At 68.7% G+C, this 21,158-nt stretch carries 20 protein-coding genes and 1 other RNA gene; 4 read left to right on the plus strand and 17 right to left on the minus strand.

The features are described 5' to 3' along the window. Window positions 1-47 precede the first annotated feature (47 nt). From murD to rsmI, 10 genes are all read right to left on the minus strand, one after another. Complete coding sequence (murD, locus tag D571_RS0103235; RefSeq protein ID WP_018935237.1) at window positions 48-1,400, minus strand: UDP-N-acetylmuramoyl-L-alanine--D-glutamate ligase; 1,353 nt, start codon at window positions 1,398-1,400, stop codon at window positions 48-50. Further along, window positions 1,400-2,482, minus strand: a complete 1,083-nt coding sequence (gene mraY, locus D571_RS0103240) for a phospho-N-acetylmuramoyl-pentapeptide-transferase (RefSeq protein WP_018935238.1) — start codon at window positions 2,480-2,482, stop codon at window positions 1,400-1,402. Before mraY ends, murD begins: the two co-directional genes overlap by 1 nt. Then, a complete protein-coding gene (gene murF / locus D571_RS0103245; RefSeq protein WP_018935239.1) occupies window positions 2,463-3,839 on the minus strand; it encodes a UDP-N-acetylmuramoyl-tripeptide--D-alanyl-D-alanine ligase in 1,377 nt (458 codons plus the stop codon). Before murF ends, mraY begins: the two co-directional genes overlap by 20 nt. Beyond that, window positions 3,839-5,356, minus strand: a complete 1,518-nt coding sequence (locus D571_RS0103250; RefSeq protein WP_018935240.1) for a UDP-N-acetylmuramoyl-L-alanyl-D-glutamate--2,6-diaminopimelate ligase — start codon at window positions 5,354-5,356, stop codon at window positions 3,839-3,841. Before D571_RS0103250 ends, murF begins: the two co-directional genes overlap by 1 nt. Next, the gene (locus D571_RS0103255) at window positions 5,353-7,065 is read right to left on the minus strand and encodes a penicillin-binding protein 2 (RefSeq protein WP_018935241.1); all 1,713 of its coding nucleotides are present in this window, start codon (window positions 7,063-7,065) and stop codon (window positions 5,353-5,355) included. Before D571_RS0103255 ends, D571_RS0103250 begins: the two co-directional genes overlap by 4 nt. Further along, window positions 7,053-7,337, minus strand: a complete 285-nt coding sequence (ftsL, locus tag D571_RS0103260) for a cell division protein FtsL (RefSeq protein WP_018935242.1) — start codon at window positions 7,335-7,337, stop codon at window positions 7,053-7,055. Before ftsL ends, D571_RS0103255 begins: the two co-directional genes overlap by 13 nt. Next, window positions 7,337-8,275, minus strand: a complete 939-nt coding sequence (rsmH, locus tag D571_RS0103265) for a 16S rRNA (cytosine(1402)-N(4))-methyltransferase RsmH (RefSeq protein WP_018935243.1) — start codon at window positions 8,273-8,275, stop codon at window positions 7,337-7,339. The genes ftsL and rsmH overlap by 1 nt, the downstream gene beginning before the upstream one ends. Continuing rightward, on the minus strand, window positions 8,275-8,715 hold the full coding sequence (mraZ, locus tag D571_RS0103270; protein WP_018935244.1) for a division/cell wall cluster transcriptional repressor MraZ: 441 nt from the start codon (window positions 8,713-8,715) through the stop codon (window positions 8,275-8,277). The genes rsmH and mraZ overlap by 1 nt, the downstream gene beginning before the upstream one ends. A gap of 277 nt (window positions 8,716-8,992) precedes the next feature. Continuing rightward, an RNA gene (gene rnpB, locus D571_RS13915) (RNase P RNA component class A) lies at window positions 8,993-9,340 on the minus strand. Window positions 9,341-9,401: 61 nt separating this feature from the next. After that, window positions 9,402-10,289, minus strand: a complete 888-nt coding sequence (gene rsmI / locus D571_RS0103275; RefSeq protein WP_083916862.1) for a 16S rRNA (cytidine(1402)-2'-O)-methyltransferase — start codon at window positions 10,287-10,289, stop codon at window positions 9,402-9,404. Between the two features lie 33 nt (window positions 10,290-10,322). Between rsmI and D571_RS0103280 the strand changes: the two genes are divergently transcribed. From D571_RS0103280 to D571_RS0103290, 3 genes are read left to right on the plus strand one after another with little or no spacing between them, the layout of a single operon-like run. After that, entirely contained in the window at window positions 10,323-12,221 is a 1,899-nt protein-coding gene (locus D571_RS0103280; RefSeq protein ID WP_018935246.1) for a penicillin-binding protein activator, read from the plus strand. Then, window positions 12,221-12,577, plus strand: coding sequence for a YraN family protein (locus D571_RS0103285; RefSeq protein ID WP_018935247.1), 357 nt, complete (start codon window positions 12,221-12,223; stop codon window positions 12,575-12,577). Before D571_RS0103280 ends, D571_RS0103285 begins: the two co-directional genes overlap by 1 nt. After that, window positions 12,574-13,953 carry an FAD-binding oxidoreductase gene (locus D571_RS0103290; RefSeq protein WP_018935248.1) on the plus strand — a complete coding sequence of 460 codons (1,380 nt, stop codon included), beginning with the start codon at window positions 12,574-12,576 and terminating at the stop codon, window positions 13,951-13,953. Before D571_RS0103285 ends, D571_RS0103290 begins: the two co-directional genes overlap by 4 nt. 3 nt (window positions 13,954-13,956) lie before the next feature. Here D571_RS0103290 and D571_RS0103295 read toward each other — a convergent pair whose 3' ends face one another. The 6 genes from D571_RS0103295 to D571_RS0103320 all read right to left on the minus strand — a co-directional run bounded on the left by D571_RS0103295 (window position 13,957) and on the right by D571_RS0103320 (window position 18,843). After that, window positions 13,957-14,397, minus strand: a complete 441-nt coding sequence (locus D571_RS0103295) for a ClpXP protease specificity-enhancing factor (protein WP_018935249.1) — start codon at window positions 14,395-14,397, stop codon at window positions 13,957-13,959. Then, entirely contained in the window at window positions 14,394-15,020 is a 627-nt protein-coding gene (locus D571_RS0103300; protein ID WP_018935250.1) for a glutathione S-transferase N-terminal domain-containing protein, read from the minus strand. Before D571_RS0103300 ends, D571_RS0103295 begins: the two co-directional genes overlap by 4 nt. A 102-nt stretch (window positions 15,021-15,122) precedes the next feature. Then, complete coding sequence (locus tag D571_RS0103305; RefSeq protein ID WP_018935251.1) at window positions 15,123-15,860, minus strand: cytochrome c1; 738 nt, start codon at window positions 15,858-15,860, stop codon at window positions 15,123-15,125. After that, window positions 15,860-17,269, minus strand: a complete 1,410-nt coding sequence (locus tag D571_RS0103310) for a cytochrome bc complex cytochrome b subunit (protein WP_018935252.1) — start codon at window positions 17,267-17,269, stop codon at window positions 15,860-15,862. The genes D571_RS0103305 and D571_RS0103310 overlap by 1 nt, the downstream gene beginning before the upstream one ends. Further along, complete coding sequence (gene petA / locus D571_RS0103315; protein WP_026287543.1) at window positions 17,269-17,874, minus strand: ubiquinol-cytochrome c reductase iron-sulfur subunit; 606 nt, start codon at window positions 17,872-17,874, stop codon at window positions 17,269-17,271. The genes D571_RS0103310 and petA overlap by 1 nt, the downstream gene beginning before the upstream one ends. A gap of 222 nt (window positions 17,875-18,096) precedes the next feature. Continuing rightward, complete coding sequence (locus D571_RS0103320) at window positions 18,097-18,843, minus strand: Nif3-like dinuclear metal center hexameric protein (protein WP_018935254.1); 747 nt, start codon at window positions 18,841-18,843, stop codon at window positions 18,097-18,099. A 63-nt stretch (window positions 18,844-18,906) separates the two neighbouring features. Between D571_RS0103320 and D571_RS0103325 the strand changes: the two genes are divergently transcribed. Continuing rightward, window positions 18,907-20,028 carry a S1C family serine protease gene (locus tag D571_RS0103325; RefSeq protein WP_018935255.1) on the plus strand — a complete coding sequence of 374 codons (1,122 nt, stop codon included), beginning with the start codon at window positions 18,907-18,909 and terminating at the stop codon, window positions 20,026-20,028. Between the two features lie 33 nt (window positions 20,029-20,061). Here the strand turns inward: D571_RS0103325 and hisC are convergent, their stop codons facing one another. Beyond that, window positions 20,062-21,156 carry a histidinol-phosphate transaminase gene (gene hisC / locus D571_RS0103330; protein WP_018935256.1) on the minus strand — a complete coding sequence of 365 codons (1,095 nt, stop codon included), beginning with the start codon at window positions 21,154-21,156 and terminating at the stop codon, window positions 20,062-20,064. Window positions 21,157-21,158: the final 2 nt, after the last annotated feature.

The following is a 21,158-nucleotide window of genomic DNA, read 5'->3' on the forward strand; positions in this document are numbered from 1 at the left end:
CCGCAGCCGGTCCAGTGCGCCCGGACGACCGTATGCGACCGGGGCCGTCACGCCGCACGCTCCCTGACCGCGCGGGCGAAGTCGTCGCCGCGGGCGCGATAGTCCGGATACATGTCCAGGCTGGCGCAGGCCGGGGACAGCAGCACGCTGTCGCCCGGCTGCGCCCACTCCGCGGCACTGGCCACGGCGGCATCCATGTCGGCGACATGATGCACCGGCACCACCGGGGACAGCGCACGCGAGATCAGCGGGGCATCCTCTCCCAGCAGGACCGCGCCACGCACCTTGCCGGCCAGCTGATCGGCCAGCGGCGAGAAGTCCTGACCCTTGGCCTGACCGCCGGCGATCAGGACCAGGGGGCCCGGCGTGCCGCGCAGGGCGGCCATCGTCGCGCCCAGGTTGGTGCCCTTGGAATCGTTGATCCAGTCGACCCCGTCGATGGACGCGATCCACTGCGAACGGTGCGGCAGGCCGGGGAAATCCGCCAGCGCGGCCAGCGCCCGCGCACGGCGTTCGGGCGCATCCAGCCACGGCCACACCAGCCCCAGCGCGGCAAGGGCATTGGCCCAGTTGTGGTGTCCCCGCAGGCGCAGACGGGCGGTGGCGAGCAGGGCCTGGTCGCCGCGGCAAAACTGCGGTCCGTCCTCGTGCACTCCGGGGCAAAGGCCCCAGTCGGTCGCGGAGGGCGGGGCCTGCAGGCCAAAGGTCTCGCGCTGCATTGCGGGCGGGGTCGGCATGTCGGCCAGCATCGGGTCATCACGATTGACCAGCCCGCGAGCGGCGCCCCGGAATACCCGCTGCTTGGCACGCAGGTAGGCGGCCATATCGGCATAGCGATCGAGGTGATCCGGCGACAGGTTGAGCACCACCGCCGCGGCGGGCGCCAGATCGTGGCAACGTTCCAGCTGGAAGCTGGACAGCTCCAGCACGAACATCTCCGGATCGCGTTCCAGCAGATCCAGCGCCGGGGTCCCGTAGTTGCCCCCGATCGCCACCGCGTAACCGGCCGCATCCAGCAGTTCGCCGGTCAGCGCGGTCACGGTGCTCTTCCCGTTGGAACCGGTGATCGCGATCACCGGGGCGGCGGCCTCGCGGGCAAACAGGTCGATGTCACCGGTGATCTCGGCCCCGGCCTCCCCTGCGGCGGCGATCGCCGGGTGCTCCAGTGCGACCCCCGGCGAGACGATCAGGCGGCGCACGCCGGTGGCATCCAGGCCATCCAGCGGGCCGACCCGGCGCTCGTTCAGGATCCGCGCCAGCTCGGGGTCGTCACAGGCCGGCGGCTCGCTACGGGTATCGGTGACCGCGAACGACATCCCGCGCGCGAGCAGGTAGCGCGCCACCGACTGCCCGGTGGCACCCAGCCCGACGATCAGGTTGTCACTTCGCACCCGTTCCATCAGCGCACCTTCAGGGTTGCCAGCCCGATGAGGACGAACACCACGGTCAGGATCCAGAAGCGCACGATCACGCGCGGCTCCGGCCAGCCCTTGAGTTCGAAGTGATGGTGCAGCGGCGCCATGCGGAACATGCGCCGGCCGGTCAGCTTGAAGGACGCGACCTGAAGCATGACCGAAACGGTCTCCAGGACGAACACGCCGCCCATGATCAGCAGCACGATCTCCTGGCGGGTGAGGATCGCCATCATCCCCAGAGCGGCGCCCAGCGCCAGGGCCCCGACATCGCCCATGAAGACCTGCGCCGGATAGGTGTTGAACCACAGAAAGCCCAGCCCCGCGCCCACCAGCGCAGCGGCGAAGATGCCTACCTCGCCAACCCCGGGGACCGCGGGAATGCCGAGATAGTCGGCGAACACCGCATGGCCCGCGGCATAGGCGAAGATGCCCAGGGCGCCGGCCACCAGCACCGCCGGCATGATCGCCAGCCCGTCCAGCCCGTCGGTCAGGTTGACGGCGTTGGACGAGCCCACTACCACCAGCCAGACCAAGGGGATGAACAGCCAGCCGAGGCTGAACTCGATCTCCTTGAACACCGGCAGATAGAAGGTGGTCTCCACCGGGTCCTGGGCGGTCAGCATGATCACCCCGGCCGCGATCAGCGCGAACAGGGTCTGCCACAGCAGCTTGGATTTCGCCGACAGCCCCTGGCTGTTGCCGTAGCGCAGCTTGAGATAGTCATCCCAGCCCCCCACCGCGCCGAACGCCAGGGTGGTCAGCAGCACGATCCAGACGAAACGGTTGGTCAGGTCGCTCCACAGCAGGGTGGCCACCGCCACGGCCACCAGGATCAGCGCGCCGCCCATGGTCGGCGTCCCCGCCTTGCTCAGATGCGATTCGGGTCCATCCTCGCGGATGTTCTGGCCGACCTTGCCCAGGGTCAGGCGGCGAATCACCGCCGGACCGATCAGCAGGGCGATCGCCAGCGCCGTCACCACCCCGAGGATGGCGCGCAGGGTCAGGTACTGAAAGACCGTGAACCCGCTGTGGAACTGGGCGAGATATTCAGTCAGCGCGAACAGCATCCACCGCCTCCGGGTCCAGGGGCTGCGCGTCCAGCGCCTCCACGATGCGTTCCATGTGCTGGCTGCGCGACCCCTTGACCAGCACCGTGGTGTGTTCGTCCAGCAACCCTTCCAGGCGGGCGACCAACGCAGCATGATCCAGGAACCACTCGCCGCCTTCACCGAAGGCCTCGGCCACGGCGCGGCCCTGCTCACCCAGGGCCAGGCAGGCGTCGATGCCCATGGCCCGTGCCTCGCGACCGATCGCGGCGTGCAACTCGGCCGATTCGGCTCCCAGCTCGCCCATCTCGCCGAGCACCAGCAGGCGGCGACCGGGTACGCTCGCCAGGACCTCCAGCCCGGCCCGCAGGGAATCGGGGTTGGCGTTGTAGCTGTCGTCCCAGATCCGTGCCCCGCTGGCATGGCGGCAGGCCTGCAGGCGGCCGGCGACCGGACGCCACGCGGCCAGGCCGGCGGCAACCGTATCGATACCGGCACCCACCGCGTTGGCCGCCGCCGCCGCGGCCACCGCATTGGCGGCCACGTGCCGCCCGGGGCTGGCCAGACGGACCTCGCGCCCGGCCCCGAGGATCGTGATCAGCAGGCGATCCGGCGCGATCCATGCGCCCTCGACCTCGCCGCCACCCTCCAGCGAGAAACGCTGGCGATGATGGTGTTCGTTCAACGACAGCCAGTAATCGGCGAACGGATCATCCAGGTTGACCACGGCCGTACCGCCCTGGGAGGGCAGGCCGGAAAAGATCTCGGCCTTGGCGTGGGCCACCCCCTCGAGGCTGCCGAAGCCTTCGAGGTGGGCGTGGCCCGCGTTGGTAATCAGGGCCACCTGCGGGGAGGCCCAGGCGGCCATGCGCCCCACCTCGCCGGTGTGGTTGGCACCCAGCTCGATCACCGCGAATTCGGTATCTGCGGGCATCGCCAGCAGCGTCAGCGGGGTGCCGACCTCGTTGTTCAGGTTGCCTTCGGTGGCATGCACCCGCCCCATGCGCGCGAGGATGCTGCGCAGCATCTCGCGGGTCGTGGTCTTGCCGTTGGAGCCGGTCAGCGCAATCACCCGCGCGTCGCAGCGCGCACGCCAGGCCGCGGCCAGGCGCCCCAGGGCCTCGCCGGTGTCCGGGACCACGACCTGCGCCACCGGGAGGTCCGTGCGCGCCCGGCGCAGCAGCAGGACCGGGGCAGCCGGCAGCGCGGCGTCCAGGTAATCGTGGGCATCGAAGCGAGGCCCGCGCAATGCGACGAACAGCCCGCCTTCCCGCGGACTGCGGGTATCGGTGAACACACCGCTGAATTCGGTCCCGGGATCGCCCTGCAGACGCCCGCCCACTGCGGTCGCCAGCTCGCCCGCCGTCATCCGGATCATTACCCTTCCTCCCCGATGGGTTCGTGCGCCAGCCGGGCGGCCAGCGTCCGGTCGCTGAACGGTCGCTGCGTGTCGCCCACCTGCTGCGTGGTCTCGTGTCCCTTGCCGGCCAGCAGCACGATGTCGCCCGCACCGGCATTGGCCACCGCGTCCCGTACCGCCGCCTCGCGGTCGGCGATCTCGCAGCACTCGCCGGCGGCCCCGCAGCCAGCGAGCACCGCGGCACGGATCGCCGCCGGGTCCTCGTGGCGGGGGTTGTCGTCGGTCACGATCACCCGATCCGCATGGCGGGCGGCGACCCGGCCCATCGCCGCGCGCTTGCCCGGGTCACGATCACCGCCGCAGCCGAACACCACACTCAGACGTCCACGGGAATGCGGGCGCAGGGCGGTGAGCGCGGCCTCCAGCGCCTGCGCGGTGTGGGCGTAATCGACCACCAGCAGGGCGCCGCTGGGCAATTCGAAACGCTCCATGCGCCCGGGCACCCCCGGGAGCCCGGCCACCGCTTCGGCGGCGGCCTCCCAGGAGTGACCGAGGGCATGCAGGGTCGCAAGGGTGGCGAGCAGGTTCTCCACCTGGAAGCGGCCGTACAGCCGCGAGCGAACGGACCAATGCTGCCCGTCGGCGACCAGGGTGAAGGCCAGCCCCTGCGGCGTGGCCTCGACCGCCTCGGCGCGCACCATCGCCGTCGACAGATCCGCTCCCCAGGTGAGGTCGGCGACCCCGGCCGGGACCGGGCGCCGCAGCAGTTCACGGCCGAGCTCGTCGTCCGCATTGATCACCCGGGTGTGCAGCCCGGGACGGTCGAACAGGGTCGCCTTGGCCTCCGCGTAGGCGGCCTGGCTGCCGTGAAAATCCAGGTGATCGGTGCCCAGCCGGGTCAGTACCGCCACACTTACCGGGATGCCGTCCAGGCGCCCCTGCACCAGGCCATGCGAGGACGCCTCGAGCGCGACCGCGCGACAGCCGTTGCGCGCCAGATCCGCAAGATGCCGGTGCAATTCAAGCACCCCCGGAGTGGTGTGACCGGCGGGATGCAGCGCGGCGGGGCGCCCGGCCCCCAGGGTTCCGATCACGCCGGCGGGAGTGCCGAGTTGTTCGAGCGCCGCGGCGACGAGATGGGTCACCGAGGTCTTGCCGTCGGTGCCGGTAACCGCGACGACCGGCGCATCCTCCGGCCACGCCCCGAATACCGCGCGGGCCAGCGCAGGAAGACGGGAACGCAGGCCCGGCACCCGCAGGGCGGGGACCCCTGTATCCGCGATCTCCGCGGGTTCGGCCTCACCGTCCTCGTCCCACAGAATCACGCAGGCCCCGCGTGCCGCCGCGTCCACGGCATGGACGAGCCCGTGTTCGCGGGTACCGCGCAGGGCGACGAAACCGGCACCCGGCGTCACCGCGCGGCTGTCCTGCACCAAGTCGGTTACGTTGACCTCGGCCTGCCCGCGGAACAGTTCCGGGAAGTGCCGGTGCAGGGGCACGGCCGTCATGGGCGTATCGGCGGCCGCGGGGGTCATGGCTGCCCCTCTTCGCCGGCCGCGATCTGCATCGGGATCTCGGGCATCGCGTCCGGACGGACGTTGTACATGCGCAGGGCGGAGGCGGCGACCTCGCGGAACACCGGGGCCGCGACCGCGCCGCCGTAATGCATGTCCGCAGGCTCGTCGACCACCACCGCCATCACGAAACGCGGGTCCGAGGCCGGTACCAGGCCGACGAAGCTCGAGTAATAGCGATCCTCGGCATAACCGCCGGCCACCGCCTTGCGTGCGGTACCGGTCTTGCCGGCCACGCGGTAGCCGTCGATCACGGCCTGCCGGGCGGTACCTTCGGGCCCCACGGTGTGTTCCATCATCGCCATCAGGCGGGCAGCAGTCCCGGGGCTCATGACCGCCTCGGGCTCACGGACATCATCGGCGGTTTCCACCAGCCGCACGGGCATGCGCCGGCCCTCGTTGGCGAACGCGGTATATGCCGCCGCCAGCTGCAACGGGGTAGCGGCCATGCCGTAGCCATAACCCAGGGTGGCCTGTTCCACCTCGCGCCAGGCGGTGAAATCGCGCAGGGTGCCGCGGGCCTCGCCGGGGAAATGGAGCCCCGCAGACTGACCGAAACCGGCACGCGACAACACCCGCCAGAATTCCGCCGGATCGGTGTCCATCGCGAGGCGGGTGGCGCCCACGTTGGACGAGCGCGCGATCAGGGTGGTCAGGTCGATGGTGCCGAAGTCCCGCAGGTCGCGCACCGTGAGCTGCCCCACGCGCATCGTCCCGGGTGCGGTGTCCAGGGTCTCGTGCGGATCGACCGCCCCGGAGTCGAGCGCGGCCGCCACCGTGAACGGCTTGAGCACGGACCCGGGCTCGAAGGCGTCGACCACCGCGCGGTTGCGGGCCCGCTCGGAGCGGATCGACCCGCGATTGTTGGGATTGAAGCCGGGCTGGTTGACCATCGCCAGGACGTCACCGCTGCGCGCATCCAGCAGCACGGCCGAGCCACCACGCGCATCGTGGCGCTGCACCGCGGCCTTCAGCTCGCGGTATGCAAGGTACTGCAGGCGTGCATCCAGGGTCAGGCCGAGGGCCTGACCGTCGCGCGCGGCACGAATGCTGGCGACATCGCGGATCGTCCGCCCGTGCCGATCCTGCAGGACTCGCTTGGTTCCGGGCTGGCCGGTCATCCAGTAATCGAACGCAAGTTCGATCCCTTCCTGGCCACGGTCGTCGATGTCGGTGTATCCGAGGACATGCGAAACCGCCTCGCCGTGGGGATAGTAGCGGCGGAACTCGCGCGCGAGAGAGACCCCCGGCACCCGCAGCTCCTCCACCGCCTCGGCCTGGGACGGGAGCATGTGCCGGCGCAGATACATGAACTCGCGATCGGCACGTTCCTCGATGCGCCCGGCGAGCTCCTCGGGATCGGTCTGCAGGGCTTCGGCCAGCTCGTCCCAGCGTTCGGGGGCGTCCAGCAGGTCGCCGGGCACGGCCCACGCGGTGTGTACCGGCGCCGAGATCGCCAGGGGCTCGCCATGGCGATCGGTGATCGTCCCGCGGTGGGCGGTCTCGGTCAGGGTGCGCACCTGGCGGGCCTCGCCCTGGGCCGACAGGAAGTCGCTCTTGAACACCTGCAGGTCGGCCGCACGCAGCACCAGGGCCACCAGCATCAGCAGCAGCAGAACGCCCACGGTGTACAGGCGTGCCATGGAGATCTCGCGTTTCAGCGCCCCCATGCGTCACCCCCGATCACTACCAGCCGCTCGGCATCCGGCTGCAGCATCCCCAGCTCGTCACGCGCGTGACGTTCGATGCGCCCCGGCGTCGCCCAGGTCGACTGCTCGATCTGCAGCTGCGCCCACTGCCGGTTCAGGCGATCACGCTCGGCCATCACCGCCTGCTGGTCGACGAACACCTGACGTGCCTCGTGGCGAGCCACGACCACCCCCAGCGCGGAGGCGAACGCGCCCACCGAAAGTGCGACGATGGCGAGGCCGCGCCAGACCATCAGGTACGCTCCGCCACGCGCAGCACCGCCGAGCGCGACCGCGGATTGCGTTGCTGTTCCGCGCGATCGGCACGCACGGGCTTGCCCAGCGGACGCAGGGGACGCTGCACCGGCTCGGGGTTCACCGGCAGGCCGCGTGGCAGACGCGGCGCATCTTCGCGGTCACCGCGAAAGGCGCGCTTGACCATGCGGTCCTCCAGGGAATGGAACGCGATGACCACCACGCGCGCGCCGCTCGGCAGCGCTTCCGGGATGGTCGCGAGCCAGCGCTCCAGCTCCCGGAGTTCATCGTTCACCCGGATGCGCAGTGCCTGGAAGGTGCGTGTCGCGGGGTGCTTGCCCGGCTCGCGCCGCGGCACGGCGCCACGAACCAGCTCCGCCAGCCGCCCGGTGCGGGTGATCGGCGCCTCGCTGCGCGCCCGCACGATCGCACGGGCAATGCGCCGCGAAAACCGCTCTTCGCCGTATTGGTAGATGGTGTCGGCGATTTCCTGCTCGGTGGCCCGTGCAAGCCAGTCCGCGGCGCTCTCGCCGGTACCCGGATCCATGCGCATGTCCAGCGGGCCGTCGTGCTGGAAGCTGAATCCGCGTTCGGCATCGTCCAGCTGCGGCGAGGAAACCCCGAGGTCCAGGAAAACGCCGGCGGGAAGGCCGGCATCGCCACGCCGGCGCAGCACTTCGGCCATGGTCGAAAACGCGGCGGCCTCGAAGGCGAACCGCGGATCGCCCAGAAACGAAGAGGCGGCCTTGGCCGCCTCGGGGTCCCGGTCCATCGCCAGCAGGCGACCGTCCGGCCCCAGACGTTCGAGAAGCGCCCGGCTGTGGCCGCCCCGACCAAAGGTGCCGTCGACGTAGAAACCGTCAGCGCGCACCGCCAGCCCCTCCAGCACGGCGTCCAGCATCACCGGGACATGCGCCTGTAGCGAGGAGCCGGCCATCACAGCGAGATTGAATCGAGTTCGTCTGCATCGATGCCATCCTCGAACATCTGCTCGCAATTCTGATCCCAGGTGGCCTGATCCCAGATCTCGAACTTCTTGCCCTGCCCGAGAAGCACGACCTGCTTGTCGAGACTGGCGAACCGTCGCAGGGGCGGCGGCAACAGCAGACGGCCGCTGCCATCGAGATCGCAGTCGGAAGCGTGACCGACCAGCAGGCGCTGGAGGCGCACGACCGCCGGCTTCAGGTTGGGACGCGACATCAGGTTCTGCTCGACCCGCTCCCATTCCGGACGCGGATACACCAGGAGACAGCGGTCGGGGTGGACGGTCACCACCAGCTGGCCGTCACAGGAGGCCACAAGCTCATCGCGATAGCGCGCCGGCATGGCCAGGCGCCCTTTCGCATCCAGATTGAGCTGACTGACGCCTCGGAACATGGCCGGTCATGGTGGTATTCCCACCTTCTCCCACTTCTCCCCACTTGGACCCACTATAGGTACACCCCTGAAACCGGTCAAGGAAAAAAGGGGTCTTTGGAGAAAAATAAGCCTTTCATCACAGAGACTTATGAAGCCCTGCAGAGACGGCAGCACAGAGGGAAAAGAAGCACCCGAAACCAGAGGTCTGAGGCGCCCTTTTGAGAAATTACTTTATGATTTTGCGGCAACCCGGTATTCAGGTCCCGCGGGGCGCACAGCCCGGCAGGTGGGAAAAAGTGGGAGCCGGCCTGTAAGCCGGGTTCTGTCGAGGACGATCATTCCTCTGGGACGTCCGTCACCGGACGCCTCAAGCAGCCTACCCGGGTGCGATGCGGGCCACACCATGCACCCCTATTTGGCCTTGCTCCGGACGGGGTTTGCCGTGCCACGGACTGTTACCAGCCGTGCGGTGCGCTCTTACCGCACCTTTTCACCCTTACCTGTGCCCGAAGGCCATCGGCGGTCTGTTTTCTGCGGCACTTTCCGTCGGCTCGCGCCGCCCAGGCGTTACCTGGCGTCCTGCCCTGCGGAGCCCGGACTTTCCTCCACGCCACAGGGGCGCAGCGACCGTCCGGCCGACTCCCGCAACCCTTGTACGCGCGACACCACGCACTTGCAAGACCCGAACGGCCGCCAGCTGCCCTTCAGCCGCCCCCGTCCTCCCGGGAACCGGCGGCCTTCAGCTCCAGGCCTCGCGCGTACAGCCGGTTGCGCGGCTGCCCGGTGACGTCCGCCAGCAGGCGCGCCGCGCGCTTGAGCGGGAGCTCCTCGGCCAGCGCGAGCAGCAGCCGCTCGTGTTCGGCCGGGATCCCCTCCGTCGGAGCAGCCTCCGCCGGCGCCAGCACCAGCACGAATTCCCCGCGCGTGCGCCAGCCATCGGCCTCCAGCCAGCCGGGCAGCTCCCCGGCCGGCCCGAAATAATGCTCCTCGAACTGCTTGGTCAGCTCGCGCGCGAGGAACACGGTGTGCATCGGCGCCCGTGCGGCCAGCTCGCTCGCGGTCGCGGCAATCCGGTGGGCCGACTCGAACACGATGGTGGTCTGCGGCCGCGCCAGCAGTTCACTCAGGCGCCGCTCCCGCGCACCAGCGGCATGCGGCAGGAAGCCGTCGAAACAGAACCGGTCACTGGGCAGCCCCGACACCGCCAGCGCGGCCAGCGGGGCACTGGGTCCGGGCACCGGCCGGATCTCCAGAGCGCGCTCGCGTGCCTCCCGGACCAGACGAAAACCCGGATCCGAGACCAGCGGAGTGCCGGCATCCGAGATCAGCGCCACGTCCGCACCGCCCTCCAGCTCGGCCAGCAGACTGAACACGCGCTGCTCCTCGTTGTGTTCGTGCAGACTCACCATCGGCGTGTCGATGCCCATCGGCGCGAGCAGGGCCCGACTGTGACGGGTATCCTCCGCCGCGATGCGCGAGACATGCGACAATACCTCTCTGGCGCGCGGCCCAAGATCGGCCCGGTTGCCGATGGGGGTGGCCACCACCCACAGTGTTCCGGCCCGCGTTGACACTGTCTGCTGCGCTTCCAATACTGACTCCTTACCGCTGACTCGACATTTGCCGTGACCCGACTCCCAACCCTTTTCCGTCCGGCCTGTTATCTGCGCCCGGCCACCCTGCTCCCGCGCCCGCTGCTGACCCTGGCCGTCATCGGCCTGGTGGCCAGCTGTGCCGCGCCCCAGCCGGACCCGACCCCCGACCCGGAACCCGAGGTCCCGGTCGAGATCGAGCTCGAGCCGGAACAGCAGGCCGAACGCCTGCTGCAACGCGCGGAAGAACTTCCCGACGACGAGATCGACACCGACCTGCTGCGCGAAGCAGTGGACGCTGCACTGGCCCTGGAGCCGATCCCCGACGCGACGCTTGAACGCGCCGAGCAGGCCTGGCGCCGGCTGCCCGACGAGGAGCCCATGCCGCTGGCCGATCGCGTCCGCGGTGGCTGGCTGGCCTGGCACCGTGACAAACCCGACCTTGCGGCCCAACGCCTGGGTGCCGACGACCCCGACGACCCCACCCGAACCCCGGAGTTTCACCGCCGCGGTCTGGAACTGCATGCGCGGCTGCTGGAGAGCGAACAGGCATGGTATCAGGCCCTGGAGGCGCGCCTGCGGCTCGACCCCCTGCTGATGATGGAACCCGATCAGCAGACCGCCAACCACCACCGTGTGTGGGCCCTGATGGCCGCGCTGCGTCCGGCCCAGCGAGAACGGCTGTCACGTGATACGGCGCCCGGCGCCGCCGGATGGCACGAACTCTTCCGGGCGCTGTCCCAGGCCGAGGACGGGGACGCCGCAATGGCACAAGCGGAACGCTGGCGCGAAGCTTTCCCGCGGCACCCCGCCAACAGCCACCTTTCCACGCTCCTGGCCGCAACACCGCTGGAGGCCGACGCACCCGGCGACATCGTGGTCCTTCTGCCCCTGTCCGGCGATCTCGCCGGACTCGGCGAGGCCGTGCTCGATGGCGTGACCCGCGCCCATTATGCCGAGGCCGGGGGTCAGGGCCGCCTGCAGGTTCGCGACACCCGGGGCGATCCGCAACAGGCAGCCCGCCTGTATCGCGATGCGGTCCGCGCCGACGCCGATCACGTCATTGGTCCGCTGCACCGGGATTCCGTGGCCGCAATCGCCGACCTCGACGAGCACCTTCCCGGCGTCCTGCTCAATCGTACCAACAACCCCCTGCCCCGCGGGCTCAGCGCCCTGGCACTGGACCCGGAATCCGATGCCCGGGCGGTCGCCGATCGCGCGGCCCGTGCCGGCTGGGGGCCCGGTCTGGCGATCATTCCCGAGGGCGAGTTTGGTGATCGGCTCGCGTCGGCCTGGTCGCTGGCCGCCGAGGATCATGGCCAGCCCCCGCGCGACGTGGCCCGGGTGGATACTCATGCCGGGGACCTGAACGAGCGGATCGGCGAACACGTCGGGATTGGCCGGAGCGAGGAGCGTATCCGCGAGGTCTCGCGGCGGCTGGGCCTGAGCCTCGAGGCGGACCCGCAGATCCGCGCAGACATAGATTACCTGTTCATCGCCGGACAGGGGGCCGACGTCCGCCGGATCGCACCCCATCTGCATTTCCATCAGGCCTCCAGCCTGCCGATGATGGCCACTCCGCACGTCTACCCCGGGGCACCGGACCCATCCCGCGATCGCGACCTGAACGCCATCGCATTCCCCGACGCCCCGCTGCTGTTCAGCGAGATCGCCCCGCTGGGCGATGAGGGCGGAACGACGCTGCGTGACCACACGGAGCTGCCACGTTTCTTCGCCCTGGGCCAGGACGCGCGCCGGCTAGCCGTGCGCGCCGAACCGGCAAATGCCGCGCCGCATGCCACCGTGGCGGGACACGCCGGCGAATGGCAACTCAACGCCCTGACCGGTGACTGGCAGCGCGAGCCGACCTGGGCCCATTTTGTTCGGGGCGTCCCGCAACGCCTGGAGGCGGCCGGGGGCTCCGGCGACTGATGTTCCGCCCGGGCGATGCCGGACAGCAGGCCGAAGAGCGTGCGGCCCGCTATCTCGAGGATCGCGGCCTGCGCCCGCTCGCCAGCAATGTCCGGCGGCCGTGGGGCGAAATCGATCTGGTAATGCGCGAGCACGATACTGTGGTGTTCGTGGAGGTGCGCATGCGCAGCCGGAGCGACTACGGCGGTGGGCTGGAAAGCATCGACCGGCGCAAACGGGGGCGGCTGCGGCGCATGGCCGAGACCTGGATGCTGGAACAGCAGTGGGACGGCCCGGCGCGGTTCGACGTGGTGGCGCTGGACGGTGACGGCGGGATCGAATGGATCGTCGACGCGATCCGGGGCGACGAGTTGTGACCCCGCTGGCCAGAGAACTGGAACGACTCCTGCCGGAGGCAGACCGGCTGCTGGATCCGGCCGACTGCTGGGCCTACGGCAGTGACAACTCGCGCCTGCACGCCATCCCGGAGGCGGTCGCCTTTGCCCGTGATGCCGATACGGTCGCGGAACTGGTGCGCCTGTGTCGCCGGCTGGGCGCACCGCTGGTGGTGCGGGGCCGTGGCACCGGCACGACCGGGGCCGTGGTGCCCGACCGCGGGGGTCTGGTGCTGTCGCTGGAACGCATGAACCGTATCCTTGAGGTCGACCCCGGCAATCGCTGGCTGATCGCGCAGCCGGGCGCGACCAACGCAGAAATCCAGACGACTGCCGGCGAGCATGGTTTCTTCTGGCCCCCGGACCCCACCAGCAGCGCGTTCTGCACGCTTGGGGGCAATCTTGCCTACAATTCCGCCGGCCCCCATGCGGTGAAATACGGCACGCCGCGGGAAAACACCCTGGGGCTCGAGGCCGTGGCGGGCACCGGCCAACGCTTTCGCACCGGCGTGCGCACGACCAAGGGGGTGGTCGGTTACGACCTCACCCGGTTGCTGATCGGTTCGGAGGGTACCCTCGGGATCATTACCGAGGCGACACTGAAGCTGACCCCGCGCCCCGAGTGCACGCACCTGTTACAGGCGGTCTACCCCGACATCGAATCAGCGGCGCAGGCCGTTACCCGTCTGATGGCCCGGGCCGAATCGCCCTCGGCGCTGGAATTCATGGACCGCTCCGCGATTACGATGATCCGCGGCTATGGTGGCGTGGAACTGCCCGAAGAGGCCGGCGCGATCCTGATGATCGAGGTCGATGGTTCGGCCGAGGGCATTGCCGGGCGGGCCGCCGGTATCCGCACGGTCGCCGCCGACGGGGCACTGCACGTGGACATGGCGGATACGCACGAGGCCATGGAACGCCTGTGGAAGGTTCGGAAGGCCCTTTCGCCCGCACTGAGGACCATCGCGCCGAAGAAGATCAACGAAGACGTCGTCGTGCCGGTATCGCGTATCCCGGCATTGATCGGCGGCCTGGAGGAGCTGGCCACCCGCCACGCCATCCGCATCGTGAACTTCGGCCACGCCGGCAACGGCAACATCCATGTAAATCTGCTGGTGAACCCGGATGACCCCGAGGAGATGCAGCGCGCCGAGGCCTGTCTCGACGACGTGTTCCGCCTGGTGCTGTCGCTGGACGGCAGCCTTTCCGGTGAACACGGCATCGGGCTGGTCAAACGGCCGTTCGTCGGGCGCGAACTGGACCCCGCGGCCCTGGAGCTGATGGAAGGGGTACGAGCGGCGTTCGATCCCGACGGAATCCTGAACCCGGGCAAGGCGCCGCCCACCCCCGGTGAATGACGCCTACTTGACCACAGTGAGCGACGGACCGCCCTTGCGTCGCGGCGGTTCGTCACCACCGCCGTCCCCGTCATCATCCGGCGGCTCGCCGTCATCCGGCGGGCCATCGCCGGGACCCGGGTCCGGAGATGGTCCGGGCTCGCTGCCGAACATCATGCCCTGCCCGTTTTCACGTGCGTAGACCGCCATCACCGCAGCCAGCGGGACAAACACGTCCATCGGCGTGCCCGCGAAACGGGCGGAAAACGCGACGAACTCGTCGCCCAGCTCCAGCCCCTGCACGGCATTGGGCCCCACATTGAGGGTGATCTTGCCCTGCTCCACGAAGGCATCCGGCACCACGGTCCCGTCCACCGTGGCATCCACCAGCAGGTGCGGGGTCATGCCGTTGTCGGTGATCCAGTCCCACAGCGCCCGGAGCAGGTACGGTCGCGACGAAGTCAAAGCCGCAGCTCCCTTTCGGCCTCGGTCAGACTGATGGTGAACGATTCGCGCCGGCAGACCCGGTCAGCGTACTCCTGGATGGCCCGGGGAAGGCCGTCCAGCGGGATCCCCACTGCCGGCAGGCGCCAGACCACCGGGGCGATGGCCGCATCCACGATGCTGAATTCGTCGCTGAGAAAGTATGGCTTCAGTTCGAAGATGTCACTGGAAGCCAGAAAGCTCTCCCGCAGCACCTTGCGGGCCTTGGTGAGCGAATTCCCGGACGCCTTCGCGATCGCATCGAGCCCCTCGTACCAGTCACGTTCCACGCGGTACAGCGCGAGCCGCGCTGCGGCACGGGAGACCGGGTCCACCGGCATCAGCGGCGGATGCGGGAAGCGCTCGTCGAGGTATTCGGTGATCACGTGCGTTCCGTACAGGGCCAGGTCCCGGTCCACCAGGGTGGGAACCTCGTTGTACGGATTGAGATCGGAGAGATCCTCGGGGAGATCGTCGGGCCCGAGGTTGACCACGTCCACCGCGATGTCCTTTTCGGCGAGGATGATGCGCACCCGGTGGCAGCGCACGCAGTCGTGTGCGGAAAACAGCGTCATTACGGAACGGCGGTTGGCGACCAGCGCCATGGCATTCTCCCTACCCCGGCGTCTGCAGGTGCCGGGTCCACGGTACAGGATGCCGGCGCCGGCTCATCCTCGAGTCCGGCACCGGTTGGATCTCCTCCCGCCTCAGTGGACGTCCTTCCAGTATTCCTTTTTCAGGAAGTACGCCAGCAGCGTGAAGAAGGCGAGGAAGATCATCACGAAGACACCGATCCGCTGGCGTTCCAGCTTGACCGGTTCGCCAAGGTAGGACAGATAGGTCACGATGTCACGCACCGCCCGGTCGTATTCGCTGGGAGACATGCTGCCGCCTTCCACCAGCTCCAGGCGTTCGTTGCCATCATCATCCTCGACCAGTTCCTGCCAGCCCTGCTTGTGCCACAGCGCGTGCGGCATGCCCACGTTGCTGAACACCGTGTTGTTGGCGCCCAGCGGACGGGACTCGTCGCGGTAGAACGACTTGAGGAAGGTGTACAGCCAGTCCTCGCCGTGGATGCGCGCGGTCAGGGTCAGGTCGGGCGGGGCCACGCCGAAGGCTTCTTCGGCGTAGTCCTCTTCCATCGCGATCTCCATCAGGGAACCCACGTTAACCGGCTCTCCCTCCTCGTCGGTGACAAAGATGAAGTGCTCTTCCATGTGTTCCTCGGTCAGACCGATGCCCTTGCCAACGCGGTTATACCGCTCGTACTTGGTCGAGTGGCACCCCATGCAGTTGTCCGCGAACAGGCGGGCGCCCCGCTGCAGCGCGTTCTGGTTGGAGATGTCCACGTTGGCCGACATCAGCTCGCTGGCGCCGGCGGTTCCCGCCGGCCCCATGAACAGGGCCGCAAGGCCCACGAAGGTTGCAGCAATCAGCTTTTTCATCACGAAGTCACCCTTTGCGGAACGGGACGGTCACGGCCCAGACCACGTGCGAACACGGGGGCCACCATGGTCACGAACAGATACACGGTCGGGATCAGCCAGCCCCACATGATCAGGGCGGCGTCATCCGCATCGAAGCGCGCCACGTCGTAGAACGTGTAGATCGCGACCAGCACCAGGAACGCGAGGATGCTGAACCAGGCCGAACGTTCCCGCGACAGGAACCACAGCAGGAAGAAGAACAGGAAGTAGACCTGGGAGAACCGCAGGCTCATGTCGCTGACCGCGGTGGTCGCCTGCTGCAGGCCCAGCCAGCCAAGGATCACGAAGGCGATCACGAACACCGCGAGGTTGAACTTGGCCGCAAAGGACCGGTAGCGCATGGACTTGACCGGGTTACGGTCCAGCCAGGGGATCACGAACAGGATCACCACGGCCGCGCCCATGGCGACCACGCCCAGGAACGGATCCGGCACGGAACGCAGCACCGAGTACATCGAGGTGAAGTACCAGACCGGCGGAATCAGCTCCGGCGTCACCAGCGGATCGGACGGGATGAAGTTGTCCGGCTTCAGGAAGTAGCCGCCACCCTCGGGGGCGAAGAACACGATCGCGAAGAAAACGATCAGGAACACGCCCACGCCCACGATGTCCTTCACGGTGTAGTACGGGTGGAACGGGATGCCGTCCTTCGGGATGCCGTTCTCGTCCTTGTTCGCCTTGATCTCGACGCCGTCGGGGTTGTTGGAGCCCACCTCGTGCAGCGCGATGATATGCGCGGCCACCAGCAGGATCAGCACCAGCGGCAGGGCCACCACGTGCAGGGCGAAGAACCGGTTGAGCGTGGCGTCGGACAGCAGGAAGTCACCGCGGATCCAGGTCACCAGCTCCGGCCCGATGTACGGGATGGTCTGGAACAGGTTCACGATCACCTGCGCGCCCCAGTAGGACATCTGGCCCCACGGCAGCAGGTAGCCGGCGAAGGCCTCGGCCATCAGCACGACGTAGATCAGCATGCCGAAGATCCAGATCAGCTCGCGCGGCTTCTTGTAGGAACCGTAGAGCAGGGCACGGAACATGTGCAGATAGACGACCACGAAGAACATCGAGGCGCCGGTGGAATGCATGTAGCGGATCAACCAGCCCCATTCCACGTCACGCATGATGTACTCGACCGACGCGAAGGCCAGCTCCGCATCCGGCTTGTAGAACATGGTCAGGACAATGCCGGTAACGATCTGGATCACCAGCACCAGCAGGGCGAGCGAGCCGAAGAAGTACCAGAAGTTGAAGTTCTTCGGCGCGTAGTACTTGGCCAGGTGGTCGTTCCACATCTGGGACAGGGGGAAGCGCGCGTCCACCCAGCCCAGAAAACCTCCCTGGATCTTCTCGTCCGGATTACTGGCCATCAGACGGTCCCTCCTTCTTCATCGTCTTCACCCACCAGGATCACGTCGTCCGTGAGGTACTTGTACGGCGGGACCACGAGGTTGGTAGCCGCCGGCATGTTGGCGTACACGCGGCCGGCCATGTCGAAGCGAGAACCGTGGCAGCCGCACAGCCAGCCGCCCTGCCAGGCGGAGCCCATCTCGGGATCGCCGATCTCGGGGCGGTAGCTGGGCGAGCACCCGAGGTGGGTACAGATACCGACGACCACCAGGAACTCGGGATCGATCGAGCGGTGTTCGTTCTGGGCGTAGGGAGGCTGCTGATCCTCGACTTCGGAGTCCGGATCACGCAGGCGGTCGGTGATCTTCGACAGCCCTTCGAGCATCTCCTCGGTACGACGGACGACCCAGATGGGCTGGCCGCGCCATTCGACGGAGATACGCTGACCCTCGTCGATCTCGCGGAGATCCACCTCGACCGGAGCTCCGGCCGCCTGGGCGCGGGCACTCGGCTGCAGGGACGCCAGCATCGGCGCGGCTACCGCCGCAACGCCGGCTCCGCCAACGACCGAAGTCGCGGCGACGAGGAACCGGCGCCGGCCTCGATTTACGCCTTGGTTTGCCATGTTTGTCTCTCCAAACAACGTGTTGAAAGCGTGATGCGAGGTTGCACCCGCGGGGCACAGCCTGCTCGAAGGAGCCTGGAGCTCTCTTGTTGGAACCCGACACAGGGTCGGAAAATCGCAATAGAATTCCCGAACACGCTAATAAGGTCAAGTACGCCCCGGACGCACACCGCCGCGCGTAACGGGTGCCTTCTCGTCTATCCGGGGCCGGCGCGCAGGGTATCAGGCCGGATTGTCGAGATCGAGGAATTCGTGCTCCAGACCGAAGTGGCGGGCGCACCAGTCACCCAGGGCACGCGGGCCGCCACGTTCGGTGGCGTGGTGTCCGGCGGCCAGATAATGGACCCCCAGCTCGCGGGCCTCGTGGGTGGTCTGTTCCGAGATCTCGCCGCTGATGTAGGCGTCAGCCCCCAGTTCCGCAGCGCGCGGCAAAAGTGACTGGGCACCGCCGGAGCACCAGGCGACCCGCCGGATCGGATGGTCACCGGCCTCCACCAGCAAAGGCTCGCGCCCCAGCGCACCGGCCACCCGGGCCACCAGATCGGCCGCGGTGAGCGGGCTGTCCGGCGCCCCGACCAGCCCCACGCCGTCGTCGCGCATCGGAGCGTCGGCAGAAAAACCCAGGTCGCGGGCGAGGCAGGCGTTGTTGCCCAGCTCGGGGTGGGCGTCCAGCGGCAGATGGTAGGCCACGAGGTTGATCCCCGCCTCCAGCAGACGGCGGATCCGCCGCTGTTTCATCCCGGTGATGACCGCTGGCTCGCCTTTCCAGAAGTAACCATGATGGACCAGCAACACGTCCGCGCCCCGCTGCGCGGCGGCCTCGACCGCCTGAGCCGACGCGGTCACGGCGCTGATGACCCGCCGCACCTCGGCACGGCCTTCGACCTGTAGGCCGTTCGGGCTGTAATCGGTAAACCGGTCGGGGGCGAGCTCGGCATTCAGGGCCGCAAGCAGGTCGTTACGATGCATGGGACGGGCTCCGTCGGAACCCCGTCCGGGGCAGCGGGCGGGGCTTTGAGTTAGAATCGACTTATGATGAATTTTTCTCGATTCTTCCTGCAAGCAGCCGTCACCGGGGTCGTGATCGCGGTGGCCATTGCGGTTTTCTTCCCGCACTGGCTCGGGTCCGGCAGGGAGGATGTCGCGGTGGAGGTCGTCGAGGGCCTCCCCGACGAAGACGGCGGGGCCCCGGCCTCCTATGCCCCGGCGGTGGAACGCTCGGCCCCGGCGGTGGTGAACATCATGGCCTCGCGGACCGTGGAGGCCGACCCCGGGATGCTGCTGCAGGAACTGTTCGGTCGCCAGGTCCCGCCGCCCGGGGAGCGTGAGGAGTCCAGCCTCGGATCCGGCGTGATCATGACCGATGGCGGCCACGTGCTGACCAATCACCACGTGATCGAGGAGGCCGAAGCGATCGCGGTGGTGCTGGCCGACGGCCGCGCGCGGCCCGCCGAGATCATCGGCATCGATCCCGACACCGATCTCGCAGTGTTGCGGGTCACGGTCGATGACCCGCCGGTCGCGACCCTGGGTCGTTCGCGCGACCTGCGGGTCGGGGATGTGGTGCTGGCCATCGGCAACCCGTTCGGCGTGGGCCAGACCGTGACCCAGGGGATCGTATCCGCGACCGGGCGCAACCGGCTCGGGATCAACACCTTCGAGGACTTCATCCAGACCGACGCGGCGATCAACCCCGGCAACTCCGGCGGGGCGCTGATCAATGCCCACGGCGATCTGGTGGGCATCAACACCGCGATCTTCTCGCGCTCCGGCGGCTCCCACGGGATCGGTTTCGCCATACCCGCGGACCTCGCACGCGACGTGATGACACAGATCATCGAGCAGGGCTACGTGACCCGCGGCTGGCTGGGCATCGAGGTACAGGCGCTGAATCCCGAACTCGCCCGCTCGTTCGAACTGGACGATCCGGTGGGCGTGCTGGTCGCCGGGGTACTGCGCGACGGGCCGGCCGCCGAGGCGGGGATCCGGCCCGGGGACGTGATCACCCATCTGGACGGGGACCGGGTCGGCTCGCCGCGCGACGCACTGGACATCATCGCCCGCACCACCCCCGGCGAGCCGCTCTCGATCCGCATCCACCGTCCGGACGAGGCTCAGGAGCTGGAGGCCGACGTCGAACAGCGGCCGATCTGACCCGGGACCGCGTCCCGGTGCTCGGATGTTGCGTCAGGCCGTGGCCGCCAGCGTCTCTCGCAGTGCCGCGAGGAAACGGTCATTGTCCTGCGGGCGACCCACGGTCACCCGCAGGTGATCGGCCAGCAGCGGATGCGCGCGGCCCACGTCCTTGATCAGCACCCCGCGCTCGCGCAGCCCGGCGAACACTGCCGCCCCCCGGCCCTCTTGCGCCCGGAACAGCACGAAATTGGCCTGCGACGGGACCACCGAGGTCACGCCATCCAGCGCCTGCAGCGCATCGCTCAGGCGGCCGCGTTCGGCGACGATGGCGCGCGCCTGGCCGTCGAGCATGTCACGATGATCGAGGGCGAAGGCCACGCTGCGCTGGGTCAGGGTATTGATGTTGTAGGGCAGACGCAGGCGGTCCAGGGCATCGATCCATTCGGGACTGGCCGCGAGATAGCCCAGCCGGGCCCCGGCCAGCCCCAGCTTGGAGACCGTGCGCATCACCAGCAGCCCGTCGACGCGCCCCGCCTGCGGCATGAAGCTGTGACCGGCAAACGGGGCATAGGCCTCGTCGACCACGGTGATCCCGGGATTGGCCTCGATCACGGCCTGCACCGTCGCCGGGTCTTCCAGTCGCCCGGTCGGGTTGTTGGGGTGCGCCAGGAACACGATCGCGGGGCGATGCTCGCGGATGGCGGCATGCAGGGCATCCGGATCCAGCGAGAAATCCGGCCGCAGCGACACCCCATGAAACGCCACGCCCAGGGCCCGCGCAAGCACGCCGTACATCACGAACCCGGGCTCCGGCGCGATCACCGGCCGGTCACTGCCGGCCACCGCCTGGATCAGGATCTGGATCAGCTCGTCCGAGCCGTTGCCGAACAGCAGCCCGGCCTCGTCGGGGACGGCCTCGACCTCGCGCACCCGCGCGGCCAGATCGCGCGCCTGCGCGTCCGGATAGCGGTTGAGCTCCGGCGCTCGCATCGCCTCCAGCCAGGCGGGCTCCAGCTCCCCGGGCCAGGGCCAGGGGTTCTCCATCGCATCCAGTTTGAGCAGGCCGCTGGCATCGGCCACCGCATACGCGGGCTGCGCAAGGACCTCCGGGCGCATCAGGTCCCCGGGTCGGCGACCCTCGGCCATGT

The organism is Thioalkalivibrio sp. ALJ24, assembly GCF_000377785.1.
GTDB lineage: Bacteria > Pseudomonadota > Gammaproteobacteria > Ectothiorhodospirales > Ectothiorhodospiraceae > Thioalkalivibrio.